Genomic DNA, 26810 nt, shown 5'->3' with positions numbered 1-26810 from the left:
CAGAGCGGCACCGTACAAATACCCGCGCGAGATTGTCTTCCTGGACGGGCTACTGAAAGGGGCAGCGGCAAGAATCCTCAAACGGGAGATCAACATCCCACGCTGACCGCACCGGCGTCGCATGCCGGTATCGCCTGGATTCGTGCGAGCCGCCTATGTACAACCACCTCATACATGATCACCTTGCTGGGGGCGCGCTCTCCAGCAGTCACAAGTCACTCAGAGACGCCTCTGGTGTCTGCCGAAGTCTCAAGAGGGGCGAGCGACGATGCCCGAGCTGAGGTGGCAGGCGAAGTCGTCGCGTCGGGGATCGCTCCGGTCTGTCGGCCAGCAGTCGCCCCGGCCGCCCAGTCACGGATAAGCCGGGTCGTGCGCTCGACCCGCTCCTCGTGCAGATAGTGGCCGGTGTGGGGCCAGTACTCGACGCGTGAGCCTGGCACTTGCGGCGTGCCGCGCTCCCACTCAGCGGCCTTCGTAAACGTCCACACCGTCAGTGAGGGCTGCCGGCGGAGGCGCAGGTATGTCTCACTGTGCGGGCGAGCGCCCACGGCGCCGGGGTCGGTGTACATACCCGCGTAGGCCTGAGCGACGACGTGGTCGGGTGTGCCGAGCATGGTGCGGATGTGCGCGGCACGCAGGCCGGTCGGGGCCTGCTCCGAGAAGGCGCTGGCCACGAAGGAAGCGGCGGCTCCGGCGCCATGCTTGCGGTACTCGGCGAGGCGGGCGGGGATCTCCGCGACCTCGGCATCGTGCGCGCCGTGGGCGGGATCGAGGGCGATGACCGACCGTACGGTGCTCGGGTGGCGGATGGCGAGCAGATTGACGACCTGGACGCCCATGGAGTGACCGACGGCGACGACCTGCCCGACGCCCAGAGAGGCGATGAGCGCGGCCAGGTCGTCCGCCATCTCCGTCGGTGTGTTGCCCTCGTCCGGCACCTCGGAGCGGCCGTGACCGCGCAGGTCGGGGACGAGTACGTGGAACCGGTCTGCCAGCGCCTCGGCATGCGGCGACCACTCCCGTCCGTCACCGCCCCAGCCATGTACCAGCAGCAGCGCGGGGGCATCGTCCGGGCCGAGACTTGTGCAGAAGAGGCGGATGCGTCCGAGGTCGAGGAGTGTCATGCGTGGCCATCCGGGGTCGTGCGGTACGTGACGTGCGTGAAGTCCGCGTGTATGCCCGCGCCGTCGAGATCCTGGACCCACAGCCCCAGCATCGCCCCGGTGAAGCCGAGGACCCGCAGCTGCCCGTCGTGGAACTCGTCAGCGTGCTCGTCCGACAGGACGGTGGCGTCGAGGTCGAGCCGCAGGGGCCTGGGGCCGCGCGAACCGATACCGCCGGTGTCGTACGCGAAGCGCAGGCGGGGTCCGTCGAGTTCGGCGCGCAGCACGACGGGGCGCCCGGGTTCGAGGGGGATCCTGGGCGGGTGGGCGGTGAGCCGTCCGGCCTCGCAGCTCTGTGCCCGCAGCACTGGGGAACCGTCGTCCTCGGCCGTGACGTACAGGTAGTGCCAGTTGCGGGTGTTGTAGTAGGCAGTGAGCCCTGCCATGTGGTCGGGGGTGCGGGGCGCGTAGACCAGTTCGGTCTCGAAGGAGCAGCGCTTTGCCGTCACCCGCCGGGCGACCAGGCTGGGCGTACGGCGGCCCACGGGCGACTGACCGCCTAGGATGCGGAGCCGCCCCGGCCTCGGCTCCACCCACTCCGGGTCAGCCGGACGGCGCAGGGTGGACCAGTCGGGGCCGAGCACCGGGCCGTCGAAACGGTCCGTGGCAGGCGGCTCGGGCACGGGGGCGGGCGGGAGGTCCGGCGCCGCGACAGTGACGGCGGGGACTCTGCCCGCGATACGCGGCCAGCCGTCTTCACTCCAGTCCACGGGCTGCAGGGCGGTTTCCCGGCCCAGCACACAGCGGCCGCGCTCGGTGTACGGGCGGGCGGTGAGGTGAGCCGCGTACCACTGGCCTGTCACCGTCTCGACGAGCGAGCAGTGACCGGCCTTCTGGAGCTCCAGGGCCGGGTCGTGCCGGGAGGTGAGCAACGGTCCGGCCGGGTCGGGCTCGTACGGGCCGAGCAGTTCGCGGGAACGGGCGACAGCCGCCCCGTGCTCGTAGCCGGTACCGCCCTCGGCGTGCACCAGGTAGTACCAACCGTTCCTGCGGTAGAGGTGCGGCCCCTCGGCGACACCGGCCGCGGTGCCCACGGTGATCGTCCGGGGCTCGCCGAGCAGCACGCGGGTCCTGCGGTCGTACTCCTGGATCTCTATCCCGGCGAACCCCTCCCGCTCCGGCCGCCAGTCGAAGCGCATGTTGACCAGCCAGCTGCGCCCGTCGCCCTTGTGGTCGTGGAACAGTGACACGTCGAACCCCCGGCCGTGCAGCGGCACCGGGTCCGACCACGGGCCCTCGACCGACGGCGCCGTGGTCACGTAGTTCGGGAGGTCCTTCCAGCCCTCGGCGTACGTGTCCACCACGGTGAAGACGAGGTGGAACAATCCGTCCGTGTGCGACAGACCGGGCGCCCAGATCCCGCCGGAGTCGGGAACACCGGTCAGGTCGAGCAGCCGCCTGCCGTCCAGGATCCCTCCCAGCGACCGCCAGTGCACCAGGTCCCGCGAGTGGTGGATCCGGACTCCCGGATACCACTCGAATGTGGACGTGGCGATGTAGAAGTCGTCGCCGACCCGAAGGATCGCCGGGTCGGGTTCGAACCCGCGAAGGACGGGGTTGTGGATCACTGAAGCTCCGCTGGCTGAGGGATCAGAGAGTGAACAGCAGGGTGCCGGAGCCCTGGAGCCGGTGAGCGGAGGCGGCGCGGACCGTCCCCGACGGCGTTGGTCTCACTTGAGGCTGCCCATGAGGATTCCGCTGCGCCAGTACCTCTGGAGGGCGAACATGAAGACCGCGAGCGGAACGATCGACAGCAGGGAACCGGTGAGGACGAGCGTGTTCATGTCGCGCGCGTTCTGGGCCTGTTGGAGCCAGGAGTAGAGACCCAGGGTCACAGGGAAGGTGCGCTCACCGTTGAGCATGAACAGAGGGAGGAAGAAGTTGTTCCAGATGTTGACGAAGTCGAGCATGAAGATGGTGATGCCGCCGGTCCGCATCAGCCGCAGCGCGACGGAGGCGAAGATCCGGAACTCGCCCGCGCCGTCGAGACGGGCCGCCTCCATGAGTTCCGCGGGCACGGAGCTGTCGGCGTACACCTTGCCGAGGTAGACCCCGAACGGGTTGATGAAGTACGGGATGAGCACCGACCAGATGGTGTTGGTGATGCCGAGTTCGGCGAAGACCAGATAGAGCGGAAAGGCCAGCAGGGTGCTCGGCAGCAGGGAGGCGCCGACGATGACGGCGAAGAGCACGCCGCGGCCGCGGAAGTCGAACTTCGACAGGCCGTATCCGGCGGCGAGCGAGACGAGGGTGGCGCCCGCCGCGCCGAGGGTGGAGTAGAGGACCGAATTGCCCACCCAGCGGACGAACACGCCGTCGTGGTACGTCCAGATGTTGTGCAGGTTGTCCCCGAGGTGGTTGGAGGAGAACCACAGGCCGAACGTGGAGTAGAGGTCGGTCTGGTTCTTGGTGGCGGAAACGATCAGGAACCAGGTCGGGGCGAGCGAGTACAGCAGGAAGACAATCAGCAGGCCGGTGGTGAGCGCCACCGCGCGGCGGGAGGGGCGCGCGCCGCCCCCGGCCGATTCCGTCGCCTTGGTGGCCCGCACGGCCCGGGTGGCGCTGCTCATGACATCTTCCTGTTCGTGACGCGGTAGAAGACGAAGGCGAGGATGCCCGTGACCACGGCCAGGACCAGGGATTCTGCGGCGGCGTACTGATAGTCGCCGACCTTGAAGGCCTTGTCGTAGATCTCCATCATCGGTGTGAAGTCGGTATTGATGGACTCCGGTGCGATCTGCCGCATGATCAGCGGCTCACCGAACAGCTGCAGCCGACCGATGAGCGAGAACATGCCGGTCAGGACCAGGATCCCGGTGATGTTGGGCACCTTGACCGACCAGGCGATCCGCCACTCACGGGCCCCGTCGAGCCGGGCGGCCTCGTACAGCTCACGGGGCAGCGCCTGCAGCGAGGCGGAGATCAGGATCATGTTGAAGCCGATGCCCTGCCAGGTGAGCAGATTACCCAGCGAGAGGTAGGTGTTGAGGCCGCCGAAGAACTCGATGTCCATGCCGGCGCGTTGCGTGAGGTCGAGCAGCGGGCTGCCCGTCGGGCTGTAGAGGAACAGCCACATCAGGGTGGAGACCACGGCGGGAACGACGTACGGGATGAGGAGCGCCGCACGGAAGAAGCGCACCGCCCGGGCGGCGACTCCGTCGAGCAGCAGGGCCAGCAGCAGGGAGATGCCCAGCATGACCGTGATCTGTGCCGTGCCGAAGAGGAGGGTGCGCCCCATGCTTGCCCAGAACGCCTCGTCGCCGAGGACCGACGCGAAGTTGGAGAAGCCGGTGTAGACGACCCGTGTCGGGCCGAAGCCGAGGCCGGTGCTCTTCTTCTCGTGCAGGCTCTGGCTGAAGGCGTAGCCGATCGGTACGACGTAGGTGGCCAGGAAGCCCAGCAGGAAGGGGAGCGTGAACAGCAGCCCCTTGTGGGCTCCCCGTCTCCCGGCCCGGCGGGGGGAGGGCCGCCGGGCCGGGGAGTCGGTCGCGACACGCGGTCGCGTGAGGGTGGACACGGATCTCTCCAGGTGAGGTGCGCCGGCTGCCGCCGGTGGTTCGGGACGGGGTCAGCTGCCTGCGACGGCCTTGATGCCCTTGCCGTTGAGGTCGTCGACGGTCCACTTCTGGAGGCTGGTCAGCATCTCCTTGACCGTCAGCTCCTTCTTCATGACCTTGCCCCACTGCTTCTGCATCTCGGAGTACATGGCGGCGTAGTTCGGGCCGTACTGCCACTGGTCACCGACCCGCGAGGCTGCGTCGGTGATCACCTTCTCGCCGTCGGACTTCCCGTTGAACATCCCGGTGGGGATGATCTTGTCGACGTACGGGGTGACGTCGGCGACCGCAGGGAAGAGGCCGGACTTGGAGGCGGGGTCGGTGAGCGTGGTCAGGGACTCCTTACTGCTGGACAACCAGGAGGCGAACTCGGCGGCGCGGTCCGGGTACTTGCAGCCCTTGAGTACGGCGGTGGTGTCGAAGTTGCTGGAGGTCTGCGGCTTGGCCGGGTCGAAGACCGGTGCATCCGCCAGCTGCCACTTGCCCTTGGACTTGGGGAAGTTGGTGTCGTAGATCGGCAGCTGCCAGGTCGAGGTGGTCATCGCGATGGTTGTTCCGAGGTCCCAGGTCTTGAAGACTCCCGGGTCGGCGTAGGAGGCGCTGGAGGCGAGGTCGTTGTCGACCAGCTGCTGCACGACCTCACCGGCCATGAGGGCCTCAGGGGAGGTGAAGTCGATGACCCAGTGGTCGCCGTCCACCTTGTACCACTGGGCGCCTGCCTGCCAGGACAGGTCGACCAGGGTGGACGGGTCCTCGCCGGCCATGTTGAAGATCTTGACCTTCTTGTTCTCCTTCTGCGCCTTCTTGCCTGCCGCGATTAGGTCGTCCCAGGTCTTCGGCTCCTTGATGCCGTACGTGTCGAACAGGTCCGCGCGGTAGGCGGTGAACAACGGTGAGGAACCCATGGGGATGCCGAAGGTGGTACCGCCGGGGCTGACCGCGTTCCAGGCCGCGGCCGTGTACTGGCTCTTGTAGGGCCCGGCGGTCTTGGTGATGTCGGTGAGCAGGCCGTCCGCGGCGAAGCTCGCCAGGTTCATACCGTCCATCTTGGACAGGCAGGGGGCGTTGCCTGCGGTCACCGCGGCCCTGAGCTTCTGGTAGACGGTCTCGCCCGCCGCGTTGACGAACTTGACCTGGGTCTCGGGGTGCTCCTTGTTCCACACCTTGGTCTGGGCCTCGATGCCGTCGGTCCAGCTCCAGAACTCCAGGGTGGCCTTGCCCTTGGTGCTCGGGGATGCGGAGGCGTCGGTGCCTCCGCTTCCGGAGCAGGCGGCCAGCAGCAGGGAGAGGGACGCAGCTGCGACGACGGGAACTGCGGCTCTCTTACGGAACTCGGACATCGGTCCTCCACGGTGACAACGGGACGACGCGGGCGGTGTGGGGAAACCGGCGCGGTCAGCGGCAGGGCAGGAAAGGGAGGCGGTTACAACTCCCGGAGACAGACGGGCAGTAACCGTTTGCCGTGGACCGTAGGCAGGGAACGGGCGACACCACAAGAGGGAGGCACTGGATTGTTTCGGCAAAAACTCCAGAATGTTACCTTGACGATGCCCCTGAGCTGCATATTTCAACGCGCTCGCCCGCTGGGGCACTTGAAGATCAGGAAGAGGGAGTCACTGGCGAGACATTGACCTGCGTCACTTCGACTGCCTAGCGTGGAATACGTTTACTGAACTCTCCTCCGTTCCTTCCGCGCCGAAGCAGGAGCCCCATGTCCACGCCGCCGCATCTGCCCGCCGCCCTGTTCGCGATGAACCCGGTGCACGTTCCCGAGCTGTTCCCGCCGCACGTGATGACGCGACTGCGGGAGCTGGTGCGGATCGATCCCGCTCTCGTAGTGCGGGACTTCACCGATCCGACGGCGGCCCGGGCGCTGGCGGAGGCCGAGGTGCTGATCACGGGCTGGGGCTGTCCGCATATCGGCGCCGAGGTGCTGGACGCCGCCCCGCGGCTTCGCACTGTCCTGCACGCGGCGGGCAGCGTGCGCAGCCTGGTCGGTGAGGCGTTCTGGGAACGTGGGCTGGCCGTCTCCAGCGCCGTCCAGGCCAACGCCGTCCCGGTCGCCGAGTACACGCTCGCCGCGATCCTGTTCGCCGGCAAGGACGCCTTCGGCTTGCGGGAGCGTTTCCGGGCCGAGCACGTCTACCCGGCCACCGGCGAGTACGCGGCGATCGGCAACCTCGGACGACGGGTCGGGCTCATCGGCGCCTCCCGCGTCGGCCGCCGGGTGCTCGAACTGCTGCGCCCCTTCGACCTCTCGGTCGCCCTGTACGACCCGTACCTGGACGACGCCGAGGCCACGGCGCTCGGCGCCGTACCGCTACCGCTGGACGAGCTGCTGCGTACCAGCGACATCGTCAGCGTGCACGCGCCCCAGATCCCGGAGACACACCGGATGCTCAACCGGGAGCGCCTGGCGCTGATCCCCGACGGCGGCGTACTGATCAACACCTCACGGGGCGCCCTCGTCGACCCCGAGGCCCTCACCGACGAACTGGTCGGCGGCCGCATCAGCGCGGTGCTCGACGTCACCGAACCGGAGCCGCTGCACGCCGACTCCCCGCTGTACCGACTGCCCAACGTCTTCCTCACCCCGCACATCGCCGGCTCGCTCGGAAACGAGCTGGCACGCCTCGGCGGCACCGTCGTGGAGGAACTGGAACGCCTCGCTGCAGGCCTCCAGCCCGCCCACGGGGTCCGCCGCTCCGCGCTCGCCACCAGCGCCTGAACTTCTCCGTCCCGGGCCGCCGCCCCGGCATCCGGTGGATGGAATCGCGCCCTGAGCCGCACCTGAAAGGACCACCGCCCATGTCCGAAGCCCTCCAGCGCAGATCCCTCCTCAAGCTGGCCGCCGGTACCGCCGGCGTCGTCACCGCCGGCCACGTGTGGCAGGCCGACCCCGCTCATGCGGTGCCGTCCCCGGCCTCCGCGGAGGCCAAGGCGGGCGCGCTCGACACGCTCGTCTTCGGCGACAGCGCGTCCGAGACGGCGCACGACCTGACCACCACGTACTCCGACGTCGTCACCGGCGGCCTCGGACAGCCGAGCCGGGCCCTCAACCCGAAGGACACCGCGGACTTCTGGGGCGGCACCCTGGCCGCGACCATGGCCTGCCGTCCCAAGGGCACCACCTATGTGACGATCAAGCTCTGGGGCTCGGACGCCGGCGAGGACCTGGGCCGTCTGCAGCTGTTCGCCGGGGGCAAGCAGGTGGGTCACTATCACCTGGGAGCCGTCGACCCGCTCGACATCGCCGGTGAGGACCCGCGCACCCCGGAACGGTTCTACTTCCACACCCTCCCGCTACCCGCCGAACTCACCGAGGCCAAGCACTCCATCAGCCTGGAGATCCGTGCCATGGGCCGGGTCGCCGGATACGCGCTCTCCGCCGCCGACTACTACAAGCCCATGGAGCGCCCCAGCCGTGGCGTCTACCGCCTCTACACCCACCACGAGCCGTACTTCCGGCTCACCGGCACCGACGTCACCGGCTCCTTCCCCTCCCCCGGTCTGCGTCCCTCACCGGGCAACGAGGTCGTCGACACGATCAACGCCCGGGTAACGGCCCAGGCCGCCGCCGAGGCATCGCGCACCTCGCCCCAGCTGGACCTGTGGTATCTGGAGTTCCTGGCCCGCGCCTACGCGATGCCGTCCACCGGCGCATACCGCAACAGCGCCGTGCCCCTGCAGATCACCAGCAGCCTGGACGCCGTGTACTGGAACCACCTCACGAACCAGAAGATGATCACGGACTCCAGCCAGCAGTGGATGGGGCTGGGCCGGATCGGTCTCGTCCTGCTCCAGCTCGGTGACGCGCTGAAGCCGCTGCTGGACGGGCCGGTCATCGGCTCCCCGGGCACCATCTCCAACGCCGGTTTCGAGTTCGGCGGCTCCCTCCCCACCGGCTGGCGCTCCGCGACCTGGGCGGGCCAGGGCACCGTCACCCGGGACACCACCGTCGCGCGCGGCGGCGCCGCCTCGGCGAAGGTGACCATCCCGTCGTCGGGCACGGTCGGCCTCGCCCACAACGCGAAAATCCCGGTGGAACAGGGCACGTACACCTACGGCGCATGGATCAGGACCGACGGCGTGGGCGCCAACGGCGCCTACCTCGACGTGCTCTTCTTCAACGCCTCCGGCGCCCTGGTCGGCGGCGACAACAAGTTCTACGCCTCCGCGGGCACCCACGACTGGGAACACGTCACCGCCACTCTCACCACGCCCGGCACCGCCACCCAGATCGAGCTGCACCTACGCCTGGCCACCGCAGGCACCGCCTGGTTCGACGACCTGACGCTCACGCCGCCCGCCACGGCGACCGCCAAGCCCGTGATCCGCCGCGACGCGTGGGCGAAGATGCTGCTGGCCAGCCGCGAGTACTGGCGGCAGAACTTCCCGCAGTACACCAACCAGGCCATCATCTGCGCCCTCGGCCTCTACCTCGCCGACCGGGGCCTGAGCTTCCTCGGCTCCGCGGACGCCTGGGGCGAGGCCAAGGCCCGCGACTACCTCTACCAGTCCGTGGGCCTGTCCCCCTGGCTCGGCCCGGAGCGCGCCGACGGCACCCCGACCAAGCCCCTCGGCGGCTCGTACTACCAGGTCAGCAAGACCGGTATCTCGAAGGAACTCGGCTACGCCGGGAATTACGGAGACCTCCAGGACTGGCTCTCCCTCGTCTACGACGCGGTCATCGGCGTCGGCGGCGTCGAGGACAACAGGCTGCGCGACCATCTCGTCAGGATGACCAAGGCCCGCATGGTCTTCCGCCACCTGGCGCTGGACGCCGACGGCTACCGGACGATGCGTATCGAGGCCGTGGTCGGCTGGCGCGACGCCGAGTATCCGGGGAAGGTCTCCTACGACGAGGGCAACAAGTGGGACGGCCACCCGTTGCGGCTCGCCGCGCTTCTGAAGGACCCGGACCTCACGGCGTACGCGAAGCAGTCCATCGCCGACAAGCAGGTCTTCGAGGTGCTCCAGGAGGCATACGACCTGGGCGCCTCCGCACGGACCAACCTCAACCTGCTGTCCACCGCCGACGACTACGCGTACATCAGCGGCGCAACCGGCAGCGCGGCCCCGCTCCCCATGGGCCCGGGGCGGCCCGACTTCGTCTTCAGCGACGAGGAGAACGGCCTGGTCGCGGTCAAGCACGGCGACGAGATCCTCTACGCCTCGCTGTACTGGCGGGCACGCTGGGGCGTCAACCGCCTCGCCCGCGTGCACCACATCACGGCCGAGGGCATCGAACGCTCGGCGACCGTGTGGCAGGACGTCAAGTACGTCCCCGACGGCCGGGCCCACACCGAGCCCGACTGGGTCAACTTCGAGTTCGCCGTGGGCGACCTGACCATCCCCGACGGCGGCTTCCCGCCCCCCGGCGGCACACTGCACCAGGCGTTCGCCGGCCAGGTGCTGCCGCTGGCCAAGGCACCCGACGACGTGCCGGACGCCCCGCTTGGGAAGGAGACCCCGTTCGCCGGTCGCGCCTCCTTCTACCGCTGTGTGTACGGCCCGTACCTGATCGCCATGAACACCACCGCGAACCGCAGCTACACCTTCTCCACGGAGGGCTTCGGGGCGTCCGTGGACCTGGTCAGCGGCGCCAGGGTGGGTGGCAGCGCCAAGCTGCACGTGAAGCCGGGCACGACGGTGGTGCTGCGCAGGCGCTGACCGTTGCTCGGGCCGGCGCGTGTTGCGCGTCGGCCGTTGCCCTTGATGTCGGGCTGCTGAACCTGGAGATCGTCCTGCAGCCCGACCCCGTTATTGCTTACCGCCCGTGTCCCGACGTGGATGCCGCATGCCGCGGTCCGCTCCTACGGCCTGTCGCAGCATCAGGCTCACGCCCGGCCCGCGCACCAGGACACGGTCTGGCCGGTTTCGGCCCCTTCATGGCCGACACCGGACCGGGCCCCTGGCCTGTCGACGGGCCCGGAACACGATCCGGCCGGCTCGGCGTCCGTATCCGGCGCCGGGCCATCCGCCCATGACCGGCTCCCGGCCGCCCTGGCTCAGGTCGGCGCGGCGAAGTCCGCGTCGAACGCGAGCAGTACCGCCGACCGCTCGGCCGGCAGACCCACCCGCAGGAGGCGGCCCTGTCCGTCCCACTCGTACGTCGGCTGCGGACCGGCCGCGAACAGCACCTGCGGCCCGTCGTCTCCGGTCACCCAGAACAGCGAGACAGCAACCGTCTCCGGTGCGCCGTCGCGCCGCCACAGGGCCAGCAGAGTCGTGCCGTTCTCGGCGTTCAGCGCCAGTGCGAGCCAGCCGTCGCGCCAGCCAGGGAGCCCCAGCGGCCAGCGGGGCAGGGCGCCCGGCAGCAGGTGGCGGAAGGACTTGTAGGTGTCCACGGCCCGGCGCACCAGCGCCCCCTGCTCCTCGGTCAGCAGGTCGGGGCGTCCGCTGAGGTGGACGCGGCCGAGCATCGCCGAAACCATCACCATGCCGAGCTCGGCCTCACCGTGCTCCGGCAGCGGATAGGCCCAGACAGCACCCTGCTCCGGAGTAACCGCGGTGGGCGCCGCGGCCGCGATGGCGGGAAGCAGGCGGAAGTCCTGCTGGTCGGTGACGGAGTGGATCGGCAGACGGGAGAGAATCGCGTGATCGGTACGGCTGCCGCCAGCTGCGCAGCTCTCCAGGACCAGGGCCGGGTGCCGGTCGAGGACCCCGTCCAGCCAGTCGAGGTATGCCCGGTTGTGGCCAAGGAGGCCGTCTCCTGGGCCATCGCCCGGACCGGGTGAGTCGGTGCCGGGGCCGATGTCTATGTTGTAGTCGAGTTTCAGGTAGCCGACGCCGTACTCGCGCACCAGCCGGTCCACCACCGTGTCGAGGTGGGCGCGGGCAGCCGGATGGCGCAGGTCCAGCTGATGGCGGCCCCATTCCGCCAGCCGTACGCCATCCCGGCGGAAGAACGCCTCGTCGGGGAGGGCGGCGGCAAGCGGGCTGCGTACGCCGACGACCTCCGGCTCGAGCCAGAGCCCGGGGACCATGCCCGCCGCGCGGATGTGGTCGAGCACCTCGCTCAGTCCGCCGGGAAAGCGCGCGGCCGACTCCTCCCACTCCCCCACTGCGTCCCACCAGCCGGGCACCCCGCCGGGGCCGACGGTGCCGGGCGGCTCGTCGTCGTACCAGCCTGCGTCGATGCAGAAGTATTCGGCGCCCGCCGCTGCCGCCGCGTCCACCAGTGGTAGCAGGGCTTTGGTGCTGGGCTCGCCCATCAGGCTGTTCATGAAGTCGTTGAAGACGACCGGCAAACCCTGGTGGTCGGGGTGCGGCCGCCGGGTGGCGCGGCGGTGACGGGTCATCGCGGCGAGTGCGGCCTCGAACCCGCCCGACGGCACGAACGCCGTGGCGACCGGGACGCTGCGGAACGACTCTCCGGGGGCGAGGCGGCGACGCCACTGGTGCTCGCGATCGGTGGGGCCCGACAGGGTGAGGTACACGTCGCCGAAGCGGTCGGCTATCTCGGCGTGCCAGGAGCCGTTGTGCTCGATCTGCCACATCAGGGCGCGGCCCGTCGTAGTCTCCTCCAGACATCCCGAGGGCAGAGACTCGGAAGAGGACCAGGATCCGGTGCTGGTGAGGGCGATCCGGTTCTTGGAACCGGTCTGGCCGAACGGGACCATGCCCACGTCGTAGAGGCCTCGTTCGGCCAGGGTGGCCCGGGACCAGCGGAACTCGCCGCTCCAAGGGTTGGCCGCCAGCCACAGGGCCATGCCGTCCTCCCAGTGTTGGCCGTCGCCGAGATGGCGCGCGAGGTTGGAAAGGGCGAAGGAGGAGATGTACTCCAGGGTGAGGGGGCGGTCACCGGTGTTCTCCACGTACGCCTCGGTACCCAGGACCGGCAGCCCCTCGCGCAATGTGCACACGGCTGTGACGTGCAGGCCGGTGGTCTCGTCGGCCATGTGTACCCGCAGGGTACGCAGGCCTGTTCCGCTCCCCCGCTCATGGTCCTCCGTGTGACCGGTGTAGCGCAGCGCACGCGCGGCGGCGCCGTCCACGTGGCGCTTGCCCGAGGTGCCGAGCCGTCCGCTGCCCGCGGTCTGGACCTCGACCAGAGGCAGAGCACGGTGTGCGAGCCGGACGCACAGTTCCGGTTCGCGCGCGGGGTCGGGCAGTGCGGCGGCCTCGCCCACGGCCAGCAGTCTCACAGGCCCTGCGGGGTCGTGCGAAAGGAGCAGGGACAGGTCGTCGGTGCCCCAGCGCAGGTAGGTGACGGACATGCGGCGCACTCCCGGGACCCACTGGATAGAAAACGATTACTGATCCAGGACCCTAATTCCCGCCCACTCCCCCGGCAAGAGAGGGTCGATGCAGTAACGTCGGACCGTGACGGTCAACGGAAACGGTCCTCGAACAAACGCCGAACCCAAACGGGCCAGTCGCCGACGGGGTACCACCGACGGCGGCGACCGGCCCAGTACCATTCGTGATGTCGCCGCCAAGGCCGGCGTCTCCGTGGCAACCGTTTCCCGCACTCTCGCCGGCAACTACCCGGTCTCCGCCACCACCCGCACCCGGGTCATGGCGGCCGTGGAGTCACTGCACTATGTGGTGAACGTGCATGCCAAGGCCCTGTCCGGCCGAGTGGCGGGCCCCATCGCGCTGGTCATCCAGGACATCACCGGGCCGTCGCTGGCCCATGTCGCCGCCGGGGTGGAGCAGGAGGCCGCGGACCGGGGCAGGCTGAGCCTGGTCTGCGCCACTCGCGGCGACCCGGGCCGCGAGGGCGACTTGGTGCAACTGATGCGCGAACAGCACGCGGGCGCGGTCGTCCTGGTCGGCGGAGCGGTGCAGGACGACGCGTATCACGAGCGCATGGCCGAGTACGCAAGAGCACTGGACGCCGCGGGCTCCCGGCTGGTGCTGGTCGGCCGTCCGCCGTTGCCCGACGGCATTCCGGTGACCGTGGTCGAGTACGACAACCGCGGGGGCGCTTTCCAGGCCGCCGACCACCTGCTCACCGCCGGGCACCGACGCGCCCTCTTCCTGGGCGGCACCCCTCTGCTGAGCACAGCCGAGCAACGCCGGGCAGGCTATCTGCACGCGCTTCGCGCCCACGGCGTGCCCTACGCCGAGGAACTCGACATGCCCGGCCCGTACACCCGTGTCTCTGGCTACCAGCGCACCCGGGAGGCACTAAAAGCCGGCCTGGACTTCACAGCGGTCTTCGCGGGCACCGACATCGTGGCGACCGGCGCGCTCGCCGCCCTGCACGAGGCCGGTCTCGACGTCCCCCGCGACATCTCGCTCGTGGGCTTCGACGACGTCCCCTTCGCCGCCGACCTCAGCCCAGCCCTCACCACAGTCCGCGTTCCCTACGAGGAGTTGGGCCGCACCGCGGTCCGACTGGCATTGGAAGGAGAGGAACGCCCGGCGGCCGACGACCACGTGGTACTGAGCACCCAACTGGTGATCAGGCAGTCCGTTCGGACGCTGCGGTGACGGAGTACGAGGAGTCCGCTCTGCACTGACACGATCGTCAGTGGTGACTCCGGCGAACGCGGGAAAGTTCTGCCGGAAATTGTGCCAGCCGGTGACACCCGGGCCCAACCGTCCAGCAGCAGAAGCTGGGAGCCTCCCCGGCCTCCTGATGCCGGGGACGCCATCGGTGGTCGCCAGCTCGTGACGGGCGCGGTGGTACATGAGTCCGCCATGGGCGGAGACCGCAGGAAGGATCACGAGTAGCGGGGTGGAAACGGTTGCCTGACGGCGAGGGCCTGGCACGCACGGCCGTGGACTCCGGCTCTCCCGCTCAGGACAGAAATCGGTCGCTCTCGCCCCTGACAGACCCGCCGCAGCGGCCCCACCCTCGCCGCGCACGTCCTGGGGGCTGGGACTGGTAGGCGCGCATGTTGAGGTGTCGCGTATTCCTGATGGTGCGCGATAGCGGTGTCACCATGTGTGGTCGCCGGGGCATATCGACTCCAGGTGCCGCCGCGCGGTCGCGGACGATCGCCAGGACGCAGAGGCCGGCAGCCCAATCCCAGCAACGCCGCCCCGCAGTTGGGGACAGAATGTCCCGAGCCCAACTAACCAAATGGAGAGCCGACATGACCGTCACACAGGCCGATATCGACACCCTCACCGCCATCCACCCGCAGCTGAACGAGAACGGGTACGGCTCCAGCAACTTGCCCTCGGACACCCGTTCGATGACGCCTGTCCGTCTCGACGAGGTTCAGGCCGCCTACGCCTGGATCGCCGAGCAGACATGGCTAAGGCGCCGGGGAAGAACTCCTCGTACGGCCTCAAGCATGTGATGGAGGAAGCGACCCGCACGTACGTCACGAACGGAGCATTCATCGCGGCGGCACTCCTGCATGCCCCGGCCGGCCTGAAGGTCAAGCTGGACGACCTGAACCCGGCGATCGGGATCAAGACGCAGGGGTAACCCGGCGGCGCCGTCAGACCCGCCACGTCACCGCCCTCACGGGCAAGATCACCCCGTGGCGGGTTTCTGGCGTATCTGGGGCATACCCCTTGATCCCCGTGGGTTCAAGGAAATCGAAGGTCCTTCAGCCTGAACCCGCAGGTCCACCGATCTGCTTCAGGTCGGTAGATCCGTGGGTTCGGTTGGAACGCGAGGGTGCTGTGCAAGGCGAAGAGCTTCGGCCGTGACCTCTGCATCGACCTGTGCCAGTGTTCTGTAGCCGTACTCGAGGACGTCGTAGTCGTCGTCCAGGTTGGCGAGTCGCTCGGCCAGAGCTGCCCGAAGCGCTGGTGGATCCGGAAGGCCAGCTCGCGTGGTGTCAGTTCGCCGGCCAGCATCCGGGCGGCAAGTGCTCGCGCGGCGGCTTCCTGTCCGGCAACGCTGCCCGCTGGGTGGAAGGTGAGGCCCAGTTCGTCGAGTGCCGGGGGAAGGAGGTCGGGGACGTCGTAGTCCGCCTCCGCGCGTGTGCACGCGGCCAGGATCCGTAGGGCAGGACTGTCGAGGCCGGCAACGAGTGCATCACAGGCAGCGGTGACGACGTCGGTTGCGCGGATCTCGCCCATGCTCCAGAGGACGGCATGGTCCTGTAGAGCGGTTGCAGCTGCTTCGGTCGAGGTCACTCGCTCATGATTGCCTTCATCGTGCGTCCGGTCGAGCAGGTTTCATCGAAGCTGCTGTTCAGCGGCCTGTTCCAACAGCGCCCGCGCGGAGTCCGTGTAGCGAATCGCGGTCTTCGCATCGAGTCCGAAGACCTCGGCGAGGTGGAGGGGGGCGGGGCCATGGGAGAGGGCTTCTTCGAGCTGCCGGTCGACGCGGAGCTGTTCCAGAGTGGCGGCCTGGCCGCGAAGCGGTGTGGTCAGGGAGACCGCGCTGACCGGACCGGTGCCCAAGGCGGTGAACTTGTTGATCAGCAGGTGCGGGTTAGCGGTGTCGGGCCAGCGGCAGCGTCGGTGGTCCAGCCACTCGCGGGCGACGTGCAGTGTCAGCGCGTCCAGAGGCCGCACCCGGCCGTCGATCACGAGCTTGCGATTGCCGATGTCGAGGTCGTCGAGTTGAAGGCGCCGGATCGCACCGGATCGCGCGGCGTGCACCGCGGCGAGCGCGAGGACCAGCCGGTCCGCCGGCTTGGCGACCGCGGCAACGGAGTTGTTGACGTGCTCGGGCTCCAAGGGTTGGAGGATGCCGTACTCGTGCTGGCCAACGCGGATGCGGCTGGTCGGATTCTTGAAGATGGTGCCGCTCTTCTTCGCTCGCCGAACAGCGAACGCAGCACGATGAGCCTGTGCCGTCGCTGGCTGCCGTGGAGAGCATCGAGCTGGGTGAGGACGTCGTCGCGCGTCACCTCGCGCAGATGGCCGTAGCGGACAGACCACTCCAGCAGGACGGGACGGATCCGGTTGAGGTAGCCCCAGACCGTGGCCTCGTCGCGAGGCTGGGACCTGGGGCCACCGTCGTGCAGGAGGCGGGCCCAATGCTCCACGTCGCGGCGGATTCCGGAGGCGATGCCTTCGAGCTTGCGCTCCAGCCACTGTTCGAACGACGGCGTCCGGTCGTCTTGGAAGACGCCGATGTCGGCGAGTACTTCCACTGTGCGTTGGACGCTGAGCCCGCGGGATCGCAGGGCCGGGAAGATCTCGGAGTGCCGCACGACTTCGCCGCTGACATGGCCGGACAGCACGATGACCAGGGCTCGGCCAACGTCGAGGCGGACACCGCGAGGCCAGCCATGCGCTTCGCCGAGACGATGTGCGGTATGCCGGGCCCAGGCCAGCCAGGGGTTGTCGAGCCGGGCATGTTCCTGGCGATTGAACCGGGTGAAATCTCGGCGGGCCTCGAACAGCGGCGGCTGGAGCCAGCCGGAGACCGGCTGGTGGGCGGGGGCCGGGTCGGGGTGGCGCGGGCGACCCCGACGTCGTCCCTGCTTACCTCTGGGAGGGCCGGGCTGACGCGGACGATGGAGGTTGATGAAAAACAGTTGATGATGCTGCACCTTCTCCAAGTAGGGCTCCAAGACGGTGACTTGCCCCCTGGCGTCCTGACTCGCCTGATGCCAGCACAGACGGCAGTAGCCCTTCTTCAACCGCACTGTTCGCCGACAGCCCCTGCACTCGGCAGGCTCCTCGTTGCGGCGGAAACTCTCGCATGCGCCGCAGGCGCGGCCGGGCAGCACGCCCCAGCCGAAGCAGGTCGGGCAACTGGCTGGCGGTTTGCACTTGCCCGCCGGCAGAACGTAGGCCATCACATCGGCGGCAGAGACCGGCCGTCACGGCGACGCGGAACCACCACCGGGGCCGGGCCAGCCGCAACGGCGGCCTGCAGGCCGGTCTCCTCGCCGAGGCGCCGGACTTTCTCCGGCTCGGGGATCAGCAGATCGCTGATCTCGCAGCCGAGGGCGACGCAGATGACGTCCAGGTCCTCCAGCTTGAGTGAGACGGGCTGGCCGGACCACAGTCCGGACATCTTCCCGGCCGAGATCACCAGGCCGTGCTCTGCAAGGCTCCGCTGGAGCTCGGAGGCTTTCCAGACGCCCTTGTTCGCGGCGGTCAGCCGTAGGTTCCACCTCATCGGACCAGTCCTTCCAGCCGCTTCGCGGCCCGTTCCGTCCCGGCGACCCAGGCATCTTCAACCCGGGTCTGCTGGACGTGGATGTATCGCATGGTCGTGGCAATCCAGGAGTGCCCCAAAACCTCCTGGATTGCGAGCAAGTCAAGCCCGTTCCCGTAGAGTTGGGACGCGCAGAAGTGCCGAAGGACGTGCGGAGTCAGCGTCTCGCCCCACCCCGGCAGGTGCGCTTTGGCCGCGTCCTTGAGCCCGCTTCGCAGGGCGTCGTCGCCAACCCGGCGGGAGAAGCCATCGGTGCTCTTACGCTCGGAGGGAAACAGCGGGGCACCAGGGCGTGTGTGATCGTCGTCGAACTGGCCCCAGACGTCCTCGATGAACCATCGAAGCGTCCGATCAGCGCCGTTGATCAGCGGCACCATCCGCTCACGTGGCCCCGATCCACGGGTCCCCTTGCCGTGGCGAACGTGGAGCTTGCCGAAGCGGCCCAGGTCCCACTTGATGTCGGCCAGGTCGAGCTTGCATGCCTCGCTCACCCGCAGGCCGACCTGGGACATCAGCTTCGAGGCGGTGTAGTTCCTGGCCGTAGGGGCGAACTTGCGGCACGTCGCCAGCTCGCCGCCCCAGCCCGTGAACAGCGTCCCGACCTCCGGCTCGCTCGGCGGGATCCGCAGCTGGGCGTCCTTGACCCCACGCGGCCGGTTCATCTCGTCGATCGGGCACTCAACGACCCGGCCGGTCATCCGGTGGAGCTCTACCTTGTGCCGCAGCTCCAGGAACACGAAGTACGTCGTCAGCGCCTGCGACCGGGCCAGCCGGGTACCGCTCGGCGAGTTCCGCAGCACCTTCCCGAAGTACGCGTCAGCGTCAGCGGGCTCCATGTCCCACAGGGGCCGGCCGAACCAAAACCTGATCTGGTCCAGATGCCCGACGTCCCCACGGATCGTGCCGTCCGCCAGGCCAGCCGAGGCCCGCGCGAGGACGAACCCGGACAGCACGTCCGTCTCGAACCGCTCCAGCTCCTCCGCCGACGCAGGGGCACAGTGCTCACGCAGGTCCCGTACGACTGCCAGCGCCGCCAACCCGAGCCTCCTCGCCTTCGGCCCGACTGCGGATCAGTCGGACGAGGTGAGAACGCTTCAAGAATCCCGAAGTTGCGTCACAAGGCCACAGAGCACCCGAAGGAGGAAGAGCCCCCTGGCCACGTTGCCAGGGACTCATCGAGGCTCAGGGGAACTCACGGGATGTCGCACACATCACTCTCCGCTCGTCGCATCCGACGCGAGAATCTCGCATCGGATGCGGGTGTGGACTGGTGGGCTCGCATGTTGCGGTGTCGCGTATTCCTTGGCGCCGAGAGCTCGGTCTCACATTGAGTAACGCGAGACCGAGCTGCGGGCGGCACCCCTATCGCGTCCCCCAGCGGGGTCAGCCGCCCGTCCCTCGACAGCATCCGGATCACGTCGTACGCGCGGACGGCGCCGGTGTGGATGGAGCCGATGATCCGCAGGATGTGCTCCCACTGCCGCTCGATGCGGGCGAGGTCGACCCGACCACGGCCGGCGTCGGTGAAGGCCCCGTAGTCGGCGGTGCGGTCGATGCGCCACATCTTCTGGTCCGGCAGGTCGGCGAGCTGCGGCGCGTACGCGAACCCGGCCAGGGTGAGGAGTCCGACGACGATGTCGCTGTACGAGGCGGTGTCCGTGACGATCGTCTCCGGGTGCTTGCCGCCGTCCCGGTCGTAGAGGACGTCCAGCACGTACAGGGGGTCGCGCGGGGTGCCGGCCACCACCTTCCCGCCCAGTCCCGCCGCCTGGTCGTTTACTGGCGCAGGCCACTTATTCCTGCGGTGCCGTATTCCTCTCCATCTGAAGGTCCGCAGCGCGGGCGGCGAGGTAGCTGGCCCAGGAGGTCTTGGCGAACCCTGCCCAGCGGACTGCGGTGTTGGGGTGGAGGCCGAGGATGCTCGCGAGGACTGGTGCGGGCAGGTCACCGAAGAGCGCGACCAGGGCCGCGCTTCGGGCCGGCCTGGTGTCGATGCCGTGCGCGAGGAGTTTCGAACTGAGGCCGGTCTGAGAGGTGGGGCGGCCGGGGACGAGGCCGGGGAAGAGCCATGGCTCGCCCCGGGTGGTGCGGGTGAGCGCGGCCCGGGTGTGGGGTGCTTCCGCCAGCTGGTGGAGAATTCTGGCGAGTCGGGGCGGCAGCAGAACCGGGTGCCGGTCGACGGTGAGGTAGCTATTGCCGTCGCGGCTGGTGAGCTGGGTCGCGGTGAGGTGCCGGACGTGGGACGCGTGCAGGCCGAACAGAAGGATCAGTGCGCCTGCGGCCCGCGTATCCAGAGCCATCGTGGAGTCGGTCAAGCACCGTTTCAGCAGCTGCCAGCGACCGTCTTCGTCCATCAGCCGACTGGGCTGCTGACGCGGAATGGAAGGGACCGTGAGTTTGCCGGTGAGGCCGCGGCCAGCGGTCCAGGACAGGAAGTATCGGATCGCGTAGGTGCGTGTGTTGCCTGCGTCCAGCCAGCGGTCGAGGTGGTCATGCCGAAGTCCGCCCAGGTCAAGGCCATGCTCGTCTAGCCAGGCGAGGAACTCCAGGGCCACTAGGACCCGGGTTCGGAGGAAGGAGCCCGGCTCCGCCGGGCGGCGGCGCTGGGCGGCGCGTCGTCGAGCTCGTCGCAGCAGGTGCCAGTGCGCGTAGGGGCGGACCAGCTGGATGTGGCCGGCGGGGCGGTCGGCGAGGACCGTGTCCAGCCAGGCGGGGATGCGGTCGAGTTCCTCGTCTCGCTCTGGGAGGGCGCCGAGGTGCACGAGGGTGTGGCGGACGTAGTGCAGGTGTCGGCTGAGAGGGAGCTGATCGAGCCGTTGGTGGGTGATCGGTTCTCCGGAGGCGGCCAGGGTGGCGAAGAGGGCGGCGTTCGGGCTGTGCTTGAGCCAGTGCAGGATGCCGCGGGGACGCTCGGCCAGGGCGAGCGTGTCTCGCAGCGACTGTAGAGGTGCTGGGATGTTCCCGGCGGGGCCTGCCAGCAGTTGCTGAAGGCGGTCGGTGAGCACACAGCGGGCGCATTGGGCGTCGGCGTAGGTTCTGCCGCCGAGCCCGCAGGTGCGGCAGGTGTAGTCGAAGGCGGTGCCCGAGCAGGCTCCGCAGATGCCGGTGCCGTCCTCAGCGACGCCGATCAGCGGCTGGTGGCGGCCGCAGCCGGTGCAGGTCGCGGGCGCGTCGAGCACGACGGTGTAGCAGGTCGAGCAGACCGGGCCGATCGGCCAACGGGTGTGGACTCGGCGAGTCCGTCCGCAGCGGCAGCACTCCCGGGTGGCCCCCGGGCGGCAGCTCCGGCAGGTCCAGGCGCCGTCCGTCCCGCGGTGGCAGGGGCGGACTCTCACACAGACGGAGCAGGTCATGGCCGGCCCACTGTGGCAGTCCTCGCAGATGTCCGGCCGTGAGCGAGTGGCCCGACGAGCGATGGGTCGGACTTGTCCGCAGCGGCCGCATTCCCGGACCGGCTTCTGCTGGCGGTGGTGGCAGGACGCGCAGAGCGGCCCGCCCGAGCATTTCGACTTGGCTGGTCCAACGGTGCCGCAGCTCACGCAGGTGTGTTGGGGAGCTTCCCAGCAGGAGACGCAGAGCGGGGAGTTGTCCGGCCGACGGGTGACCGGCATGCGGAGTTGGCCGCAGGCGGCGCATTCCTCGATGACGTCCGCGTCGACGCGATAGCAGGAGTAGCAGATGAGGCCCTCAGCCCTGCGGGCGGCGAGCCGGGTGTCGGTTCGACCGCACCGGTCGCAGGTGCCCTTGCTGCTGCGGGCCGAGCAGTTGATGCAGAGGCGCCCGTTGGGGCCGAGCCGGGGGAGCTCCAGGTTGGATCTTCCGCAGTCGGTGCAGGCCGGTCGGACCACGGTTGTGTGTCCCGCAGTGTGCAATACCTTGGCGAGGCGGACGACGACAGGCGGGCAGTGGGCTTCGCCGGAGGTCAGGGCCTTGGGGTGGTCGGCGAGGTGCTGGTCGAGGTCGCGGAGCGGGATGCCCTTTGCGGCGTGTGCCTCGGCGACGGCCTGGCCTGCCTGTGCCCGGTCCAGGTCGGGCAGCGAGGCGGTGAGCGCGGTGATCACGCGATCCAGGGCGGCCTGTCGCTGTTCGGCTCGCCACCGGTCGCGAGCCTTGGTCATAGTCCCTCGGGGCGGCGGATCGTGGTCCGGCGGGCGGCCGGCAGCGGCCGGAGAGGTGCTTCGTCTGCGGTCTTGCGGATCTCCTCGTTGACGACGCGGACTTCGATGAGGTCACCGGGCTGGCAGCCAAGGATGTCGCAGAGCGCCGCGAGGGTGTCCATCGAAAGCCGTTGCGGGGTCTGGGTGACCAGGCGGAATACCTGCTCCCGGGACAGGGCGACGCCTCGCTCTGCGAGCGGGCCGACCAGGTCAGTGGTCTGGAACATTTGCCGGGTGGCCATGATCTGCCGCAGGTGCCACTGGTAGCCCATCTTCTTGATCACGTCTCGTCGTCCTCCCAGAGCTCGGCGTGCCGTTCCTTCAACATCCGCTGGAGCAGCCGGTTGCGGTAGTCGTCCGAGACGCCGGTGTAGATCGCGGTGGTGCTGGCGTAGGCATGGCCGACCTGGTCTTGGACGAACCGCTCGGGGTAGCCGAACTCGACGAGGTGCGTGACGTAGCTGTGCCGGAGTCCGTGCAAGTCAAGTTCTTCGGGCAGGTCCGCCGCCTTGCGGGCGGTCTCGAAGGCTTCGTCCAGGCGGCGGGCGGACATCCGGCCGCGGCGTTCGGTGATCCAGAGCGCGGGGTGTTTTCCCGGGGTGAAGGCCGGGCGGACCTCGTCCAAGTACTGGTCGAGGAGGTCGGCGATCCAGTCCAGTTCGGGGACGGTCAAGACGGTGCGTCGTTTGGGCGGGCCGCCCTTGGACGCCTTCCCATAACGGACGAACAGGCCGCCGAACCGGCCGTACTGCGACATCTTCGGGTTCCGCCGCAGGTCTGCCAGGTCGAGACCGCAAGCTTCCTGGCGGCGCAGTCCGTAGGCGTAGACGGTCTTGAGGAGGATGGCGTCCCGAAGGGCGGCGAGGGATCCCTTGCGGCGCCGGGCCCGGATCTCGTCGACCCGTGCATCGGCCGCATCGAACAGGGCCTGGACCTCGTCGTAGGTCAGTGGGCGTCGGCTGGCATCGCCCTCGTACTCACTGCTGTGGGTAATCGTGTTCCACTCATGCAGGATTTGTGCGGGTGCCTGACCGAACCGGTCCAGGCAGCGCAGCGGCCATCCGTAGCGTGAATCAGTGACGTACTCGCAGAACATCCGCAGGGCGTTCTGGTAGTTCCGGCCGGTGGAGACAGCAAACTTCTTCCGCCGCGACCTCAGGTGGTCGATGAACGCCTCAACCTCGGCGGACTCCCACTGCCAGGGGTACTGGTTGGTGAACTCGGCGAACCTCCGCACCACTGACAGCCGCGGCTTGATCGTCCCGTCTTCGTCCAGGAAACGGGTCCTCTGCTGCCGGGCCCAGCCGTCCAGCATCGCCTCGAAGACGGCCGGCTCCGGTTCCAGATGCACAACCCCGTCGGCCAGCACCAAGTGCGCGGCCCCTGGCAGATCCACCCCTCGACTCACGATGCATCTAACGCAACATCGTTGAATCGGTTACGCCAGAGCCTCCGACCAGGGGAAATGGGCTGGCCGCCCCAGGTGTAGGCCCGGGGCGGCCAGAATCACTTCTTCTTCTTGGTCGACGGCGTCTGGGCCAGCGCGCTGGCCGCCGCCGACTTCTCGGCCTTGGTCGACTTCGGGTCAGCCAGCACCTTGCTGGCGTTGGAAGCCGCCTTCTTGCCTGTCTGCTTCGGGTTCTTAGCCACGATGATCACTCCTTCCTGGTTGCATTTGAAATCGCATCCAGGACGTGATGTCATGCAGGTTCTCACACCGCGCAGGACACAACGTTCCTGTCTGCAACGATCGCCCGGCCTCCTACAAGGCTGGGCTTTCGTCATTCCGGAGGCTTTCACCACCAGAACGTTCTATTGGTGCCTCTCGGGCACCATGCGGGGCTGGTCGTGGTGCACCAACCGTCGGAGGGAGGGGCGTCAGCCAAGGGCTGACGCCCCTCCCTTTCACAGATCACGGCTTCTAGGTGCGGTTACGTCGGGTGTTGCATTCGACGCAATTCCGCCCGGTAGATCATGTCCAGCCACGTCGCACCGCCCCGGCGCCCGAAGTACTTCGGGTTGGGGCGGGCGTAGACCGAGGGGACGGGGACGACGAACCGCATGCCGTCCACGGAGGCGACCAGCCCGCCGCCCCACACCTGCGCGAGGCCGATGGACGCCTGGTGCTCGATGAGGGTGGCGTTCGCGGCCCGGTAGGTGGCCAGCCGCAGATACGTCTGGTCGACGTGGGACAACCTGCCGTACTTCAGCTCGTCGATCCCGCCGACCGATGACCGGCGTGTAGCCGACATTGCAGCCGTGCGCGACCAGCAGCGAGGCCATGATCCACCTGGCCATGACTGACCTCGTGGCCCGCCGCTTCAGGCGAGAACACCGCCTCGTGGCGCGAGGAGGCGACAACCAGAATGACGCGCGTGTCCCGGGATCAAACAACGGGAGACAACGGCCTCTATGGAATTCCGTGTTCGAAGAGTACGTATCCCGCGTATGAGCCCGATGCGGCCGCCGTGATGGCGAGCAGTGTGCACAGCATCGGCGGGCGGAGGCGGCTCAGGGGGATGGCGAGGGGAATGAAGAGGGGGAAGGCGGGGAGGAGGTAGCGGGAGACGTTGGCGAATATCTGCTGGCTGCCCAGGACGAGGGTGAAGGTGAGGAGCGTGTAGACGGTCAGGACGGTCGGCGGGCGCAGGCGGATCAGCAGGGGGATCAGGAGCAGGCCCAGCAGTACGACCAGTACACCGATGGTGTCCGCGAAGGGGTAGGCGGAGAGATAGTCGAAGTGGCCCACGGCGACGCCGGTGAGGACGTTGAGGGTGTGTTTGCCGTAGTCGAAGGTGTGGGCCCAGGCGCCTTCCTGGAGTTTGAAGTAACCGCCGAGGTCGCCCATCCGGTTGCCGACCCAGAGCAGGTAGCCGGCGAGCCCGAGCGGCGCGATCAGTATCGCGGTCCACAGGCGGGCGAGGTCTTCCCGGCGGCGGTGGAGTGTCAGCAGCGCGGCGACGGTGAGGGCGGCGATCAGTGCGACGGCGGTGGGCCGGTTGAGGCCGGCGGTGAAGGTGAGGACGCCGGCGGTGAGCCAGTGTCCTCTCATCACGGCGTGGCAGGCCCAGACGGCGAGGGCGACGTAGAGGGACTCCGAGTAGGCCGACCACTCCATGCCCGAGCCGGGCCAGACGGCCCACAGGCCGGCTGCGGCCAGGCCGGCCCGTCTGCCGCCGAAATGGGCGGTGACGGCGTAGATGCCGAGGGCGGCGATGAACGAGGCGAGGACCGAGACCAGCATGCCGGAGCCGTACAGACTCAGGCCTGTGGTTTCGGAGACCAGTCGCATGGTCGCCGGGTAGAGCGGGAAGAACGCCGCCGAGTTGCCTTCGAGGGTGATCAGCCCCTTGGCGTTGGGAATACGGACGAGGGCGGGGTCGTACCCGTGTGCCGCGATCTGCTGGTACCACCAGCCGTCCCAGCTCGCCAGCACGTCCCAGGCGTGGGCGCCGCCGCCGAAACGCGGGTTCTTCCGCCGGAAGTCCCCTGCGGAGTCCAGCAGGTACATGAAGACGGCGAAGCCGATGAGCTTCAGAACGCCGTACAGGGCCAGCACGGGACCGTAGTGCCTGGCCGTACGGAGCAGACGGGTGCGCAGATCGTCGCCGCGTTCGGGGACAGAGGGGTCGGGATGGACGGCGAGGCGGGCCGTCCAGGAGGTCGTGTCGCTCATGCGGCCGTGGCTCCCGTTCCACGCCGACGGGCGGGGAAGACCCAGGCCCTCAAGAGTAGGAAGCGCAGGAGCGTCGCGGCCAGGTTGGCGGCGACGAGCACTGCGATCTCCGTGGGGCGCGCCGGTCGGTGTGCCAGGTGGTGCAGTACGGCCAGGGACCCGCTGGTGAGTGCGAGGCCGACCGCGAAGACCACCAGGCCCTTGGCCTGGTGGTGCAGTGCACCGGTACGGCCGCGCAGCCCGAAGGTGAGCCGGCGGTTGGCCGCGGTGTTGGCGAGCGCGCAGGCCAGCAGGGCCAGCGCGTTGGCGGCCTGTGGTCCCGCAGGTGGGCGCAGCGCCGCGTACAGCAGCACGTATCCGACGGTGCTCACGGCTCCCACGGCGCCAAAGCGCAGCAGTTGCCCGGCCAGGCCGGTGGGTGCGGGGTCGGCGGCGCTTCGGCGCAGCGCGGTTGTGGGCAGTGTGCCGCGGGCCAGGTCCCGGCCGATCCGGGCGATGCCGCGCAGGTCGGCCAGGGCGGTGGCGAGGATGTCGACCCGGCTGTCGGGGTCATCCACCCAGTCGACCGGCACCTCATGGATGCGCAGCCCGGCCCGCTCGGCTATCACCAGCAGTTCGGTGTCGAAGAACCACCCCGTGTCCTTCACGAGGGGCAGCAGTCGCTCGGCGACGTCACGGCGCACCGCTTTGAAGCCGCACTGCGCGTCGGAGAATCCGACGGCGAGGGTGGAGCGCAGCAGGACGTTGTAGCAGCGGGAGATGATCTCTCTGCGAGGGCCGCGCACCACTTTCGAGCCCCGGGCGAGGCGGGTGCCGATGGCAATGTCGGAGTGGCCGGAGATCAGCGGGGCGACCAGCGGCAGCAGCGCCGTCAGATCGGTCGACAGGTCCACGTCCACATACGCGAGCACCGGGGCCCGTGACCTTGACCACGCCGCGTGCAGCGCCCCGCCTCGTCCCTTGTCGGCCAGCCGCAGCCACTCCGCTTCCGGCAGTTCGGCGGCCAGCCGGGCCGCGATCCGCGGGGTCTTGTCGGTGCTGGCGTTGTCGGCGACGGTGATGCGGAACGGGTACGGGAAGGTCTCGCGCAGGTGTGCGTGGAGGCGCCGCACGCTGCGTTCCAGGCTCGCCTCCTCGTTGAACACCGGGACGACCACGTCGAGGACGGGCTCCCGGTGATGCACCGACACGGGCGGGCGCAGCGGCAGTTGATCCATAGCA

At 68.9% G+C, this 26810-nt stretch carries 22 protein-coding genes and 2 pseudogenes; 5 read left to right on the top strand and 19 right to left on the bottom strand.

Annotation, left to right across the window (positions count from 1 at the left end):
• Window positions 1-215: 215 nt before the first annotated feature.
• The 5 genes from OG718_RS53280 to OG718_RS53260 all read right to left on the bottom strand — a co-directional run bounded on the left by OG718_RS53280 (window position 216) and on the right by OG718_RS53260 (window position 6060).
• The gene (locus OG718_RS53280) at window positions 216-1124 is read right to left on the bottom strand and encodes an alpha/beta fold hydrolase (protein ID WP_328842786.1); all 909 of its coding nucleotides are present in this window, start codon (window positions 1122-1124) and stop codon (window positions 216-218) included.
• On the bottom strand, window positions 1121-2731 hold the full coding sequence (locus tag OG718_RS53275; RefSeq protein ID WP_328842787.1) for a glycoside hydrolase family 43 protein: 1611 nt from the start codon (window positions 2729-2731) through the stop codon (window positions 1121-1123). The genes OG718_RS53280 and OG718_RS53275 overlap by 4 nt, the downstream gene beginning before the upstream one ends.
• Window positions 2732-2833: 102 nt before the next feature.
• A complete protein-coding gene (locus OG718_RS53270; RefSeq protein ID WP_328842788.1) occupies window positions 2834-3733 on the bottom strand; it encodes a carbohydrate ABC transporter permease in 900 nt (299 codons plus the stop codon).
• Complete coding sequence (locus OG718_RS53265) at window positions 3730-4680, bottom strand: carbohydrate ABC transporter permease (RefSeq protein WP_328842789.1); 951 nt, start codon at window positions 4678-4680, stop codon at window positions 3730-3732. The genes OG718_RS53270 and OG718_RS53265 overlap by 4 nt, the downstream gene beginning before the upstream one ends.
• A gap of 51 nt (window positions 4681-4731) precedes the next feature.
• Window positions 4732-6060 (bottom strand): ABC transporter substrate-binding protein, encoded by a 1329-nt coding sequence (locus OG718_RS53260; RefSeq protein ID WP_328842790.1) that lies wholly within the window; start codon window positions 6058-6060, stop codon window positions 4732-4734.
• A 371-nt stretch (window positions 6061-6431) separates the two neighbouring features.
• Here OG718_RS53260 and OG718_RS53255 point away from each other — a divergent pair, with 371 nt between their 5' ends.
• Window positions 6432-7448 (top strand): hydroxyacid dehydrogenase, encoded by a 1017-nt coding sequence (locus OG718_RS53255; RefSeq protein ID WP_328842791.1) that lies wholly within the window; start codon window positions 6432-6434, stop codon window positions 7446-7448.
• A gap of 80 nt (window positions 7449-7528) precedes the next feature.
• Window positions 7529-10393, top strand: coding sequence for a Tat pathway signal protein (locus tag OG718_RS53250; RefSeq protein WP_328842792.1), 2865 nt, complete (start codon window positions 7529-7531; stop codon window positions 10391-10393).
• Between the two features lie 338 nt (window positions 10394-10731).
• Here the strand turns inward: OG718_RS53250 and OG718_RS53245 are convergent, their stop codons facing one another.
• Entirely contained in the window at window positions 10732-12942 is a 2211-nt protein-coding gene (locus OG718_RS53245; RefSeq protein ID WP_328842793.1) for a glycoside hydrolase family 36 protein, read from the bottom strand.
• 106 nt (window positions 12943-13048) lie between these two features.
• On the opposite strand from OG718_RS53245, the gene OG718_RS53240 reads away from it, so the two are divergent.
• From OG718_RS53240 to OG718_RS53230, 3 genes are all read left to right on the top strand, one after another.
• Window positions 13049-14164: a LacI family DNA-binding transcriptional regulator gene (locus OG718_RS53240; protein ID WP_443054859.1), complete on the top strand. Its 1116-nt coding sequence runs from the start codon at window positions 13049-13051 to the stop codon at window positions 14162-14164.
• A 608-nt stretch (window positions 14165-14772) separates the two neighbouring features.
• Window positions 14773-14982 carry a hypothetical protein gene (locus OG718_RS53235; protein ID WP_328842794.1) on the top strand — a complete coding sequence of 70 codons (210 nt, stop codon included), beginning with the start codon at window positions 14773-14775 and terminating at the stop codon, window positions 14980-14982.
• Window positions 14982-15113, top strand: coding sequence for a hypothetical protein (locus OG718_RS53230; RefSeq protein WP_328842795.1), 132 nt, complete (start codon window positions 14982-14984; stop codon window positions 15111-15113). Before OG718_RS53235 ends, OG718_RS53230 begins: the two co-directional genes overlap by 1 nt.
• Window positions 15114-15217: 104 nt before the next feature.
• On the opposite strand, the gene OG718_RS53225 is transcribed toward OG718_RS53230, so the two are convergent.
• The 13 genes and pseudogenes from OG718_RS53225 to OG718_RS53165 all read right to left on the bottom strand — a co-directional run bounded on the left by OG718_RS53225 (window position 15218) and on the right by OG718_RS53165 (window position 26806).
• A complete protein-coding gene (locus OG718_RS53225; RefSeq protein WP_328842796.1) occupies window positions 15218-15772 on the bottom strand; it encodes a hypothetical protein in 555 nt (184 codons plus the stop codon).
• Window positions 15773-15814: 42 nt separating this feature from the next.
• On the bottom strand, window positions 15815-16171 hold the full coding sequence (locus tag OG718_RS53220) for a hypothetical protein (RefSeq protein WP_328842797.1): 357 nt from the start codon (window positions 16169-16171) through the stop codon (window positions 15815-15817).
• A complete protein-coding gene (locus OG718_RS53215; RefSeq protein WP_328842798.1) occupies window positions 16168-17151 on the bottom strand; it encodes a hypothetical protein in 984 nt (327 codons plus the stop codon). Before OG718_RS53215 ends, OG718_RS53220 begins: the two co-directional genes overlap by 4 nt.
• 239 nt (window positions 17152-17390) lie before the next feature.
• The gene (locus OG718_RS53210) at window positions 17391-17717 is read right to left on the bottom strand and encodes a helix-turn-helix domain-containing protein (RefSeq protein WP_266757512.1); all 327 of its coding nucleotides are present in this window, start codon (window positions 17715-17717) and stop codon (window positions 17391-17393) included.
• On the bottom strand, window positions 17714-18793 hold the full coding sequence (locus OG718_RS53205) for a tyrosine-type recombinase/integrase (protein WP_328842799.1): 1080 nt from the start codon (window positions 18791-18793) through the stop codon (window positions 17714-17716). The genes OG718_RS53210 and OG718_RS53205 overlap by 4 nt, the downstream gene beginning before the upstream one ends.
• A gap of 326 nt (window positions 18794-19119) precedes the next feature.
• Window positions 19120-19548, bottom strand: a pseudogene (locus OG718_RS53200) (Tn3 family transposase); the annotation flags it as partial.
• A gap of 1 nt (window position 19549) precedes the next feature.
• On the bottom strand, window positions 19550-21874 hold the full coding sequence (locus tag OG718_RS53195) for an XRE family transcriptional regulator (protein ID WP_328842800.1): 2325 nt from the start codon (window positions 21872-21874) through the stop codon (window positions 19550-19552).
• Window positions 21871-22197, bottom strand: coding sequence for a helix-turn-helix domain-containing protein (locus OG718_RS53190; RefSeq protein ID WP_328842801.1), 327 nt, complete (start codon window positions 22195-22197; stop codon window positions 21871-21873). The genes OG718_RS53195 and OG718_RS53190 overlap by 4 nt, the downstream gene beginning before the upstream one ends.
• Window positions 22194-23309, bottom strand: coding sequence for a tyrosine-type recombinase/integrase (locus tag OG718_RS53185; protein WP_328842802.1), 1116 nt, complete (start codon window positions 23307-23309; stop codon window positions 22194-22196). The genes OG718_RS53190 and OG718_RS53185 overlap by 4 nt, the downstream gene beginning before the upstream one ends.
• A 110-nt stretch (window positions 23310-23419) precedes the next feature.
• Window positions 23420-23563 (bottom strand): hypothetical protein, encoded by a 144-nt coding sequence (locus OG718_RS53180; protein ID WP_328842803.1) that lies wholly within the window; start codon window positions 23561-23563, stop codon window positions 23420-23422.
• 320 nt (window positions 23564-23883) lie between these two features.
• A pseudogene (locus OG718_RS53175) lies at window positions 23884-24196 on the bottom strand (Tn3 family transposase); the annotation flags it as partial.
• Window positions 24197-24323: 127 nt separating this feature from the next.
• The gene (locus tag OG718_RS53170; protein WP_328842805.1) at window positions 24324-25589 is read right to left on the bottom strand and encodes a hypothetical protein; all 1266 of its coding nucleotides are present in this window, start codon (window positions 25587-25589) and stop codon (window positions 24324-24326) included.
• Window positions 25586-26806: a dolichyl-phosphate beta-glucosyltransferase gene (locus OG718_RS53165; protein ID WP_328842806.1), complete on the bottom strand. Its 1221-nt coding sequence runs from the start codon at window positions 26804-26806 to the stop codon at window positions 25586-25588. The genes OG718_RS53170 and OG718_RS53165 overlap by 4 nt, the downstream gene beginning before the upstream one ends.
• Window positions 26807-26810: the final 4 nt, after the last annotated feature.

It is taken from the genome of Streptomyces sp. NBC_00258, assembly GCF_036182465.1.
Classification (GTDB): Bacteria; Actinomycetota; Actinomycetes; order Streptomycetales; family Streptomycetaceae; genus Streptomyces.
This window is presented reverse-complemented; position numbering and strand designations above follow the sequence as displayed.

Coding starts and splice junctions, on each gene's coding strand:
- OG718_RS53165 (WP_328842806.1), bottom strand. CDS start 26,806: ATGGATCAACTGCCGCTGCGCCCGCCCGTGTCGGTGCATCACCGGGAG.
- OG718_RS53170 (WP_328842805.1), bottom strand. CDS start 25,589: ATGAGCGACACGACCTCCTGGACGGCCCGCCTCGCCGTCCATCCCGAC.
- OG718_RS53210 (WP_266757512.1), bottom strand. CDS start 17,717: ATGAGGTGGAACCTACGGCTGACCGCCGCGAACAAGGGCGTCTGGAAA.
- OG718_RS53280 (WP_328842786.1), bottom strand. CDS start 1,124: ATGACACTCCTCGACCTCGGACGCATCCGCCTCTTCTGCACAAGTCTC.
- OG718_RS53270 (WP_328842788.1), bottom strand. CDS start 3,733: ATGAGCAGCGCCACCCGGGCCGTGCGGGCCACCAAGGCGACGGAATCG.
- OG718_RS53250 (WP_328842792.1), top strand. CDS start 7,529: ATGTCCGAAGCCCTCCAGCGCAGATCCCTCCTCAAGCTGGCCGCCGGT.
- OG718_RS53230 (WP_328842795.1), top strand. CDS start 14,982: ATGGAGGAAGCGACCCGCACGTACGTCACGAACGGAGCATTCATCGCG.
- OG718_RS53260 (WP_328842790.1), bottom strand. CDS start 6,060: ATGTCCGAGTTCCGTAAGAGAGCCGCAGTTCCCGTCGTCGCAGCTGCG.
- OG718_RS53235 (WP_328842794.1), top strand. CDS start 14,773: ATGACCGTCACACAGGCCGATATCGACACCCTCACCGCCATCCACCCG.
- OG718_RS53245 (WP_328842793.1), bottom strand. CDS start 12,942: ATGTCCGTCACCTACCTGCGCTGGGGCACCGACGACCTGTCCCTGCTC.
- OG718_RS53195 (WP_328842800.1), bottom strand. CDS start 21,874: ATGACCAAGGCTCGCGACCGGTGGCGAGCCGAACAGCGACAGGCCGCC.
- OG718_RS53255 (WP_328842791.1), top strand. CDS start 6,432: ATGTCCACGCCGCCGCATCTGCCCGCCGCCCTGTTCGCGATGAACCCG.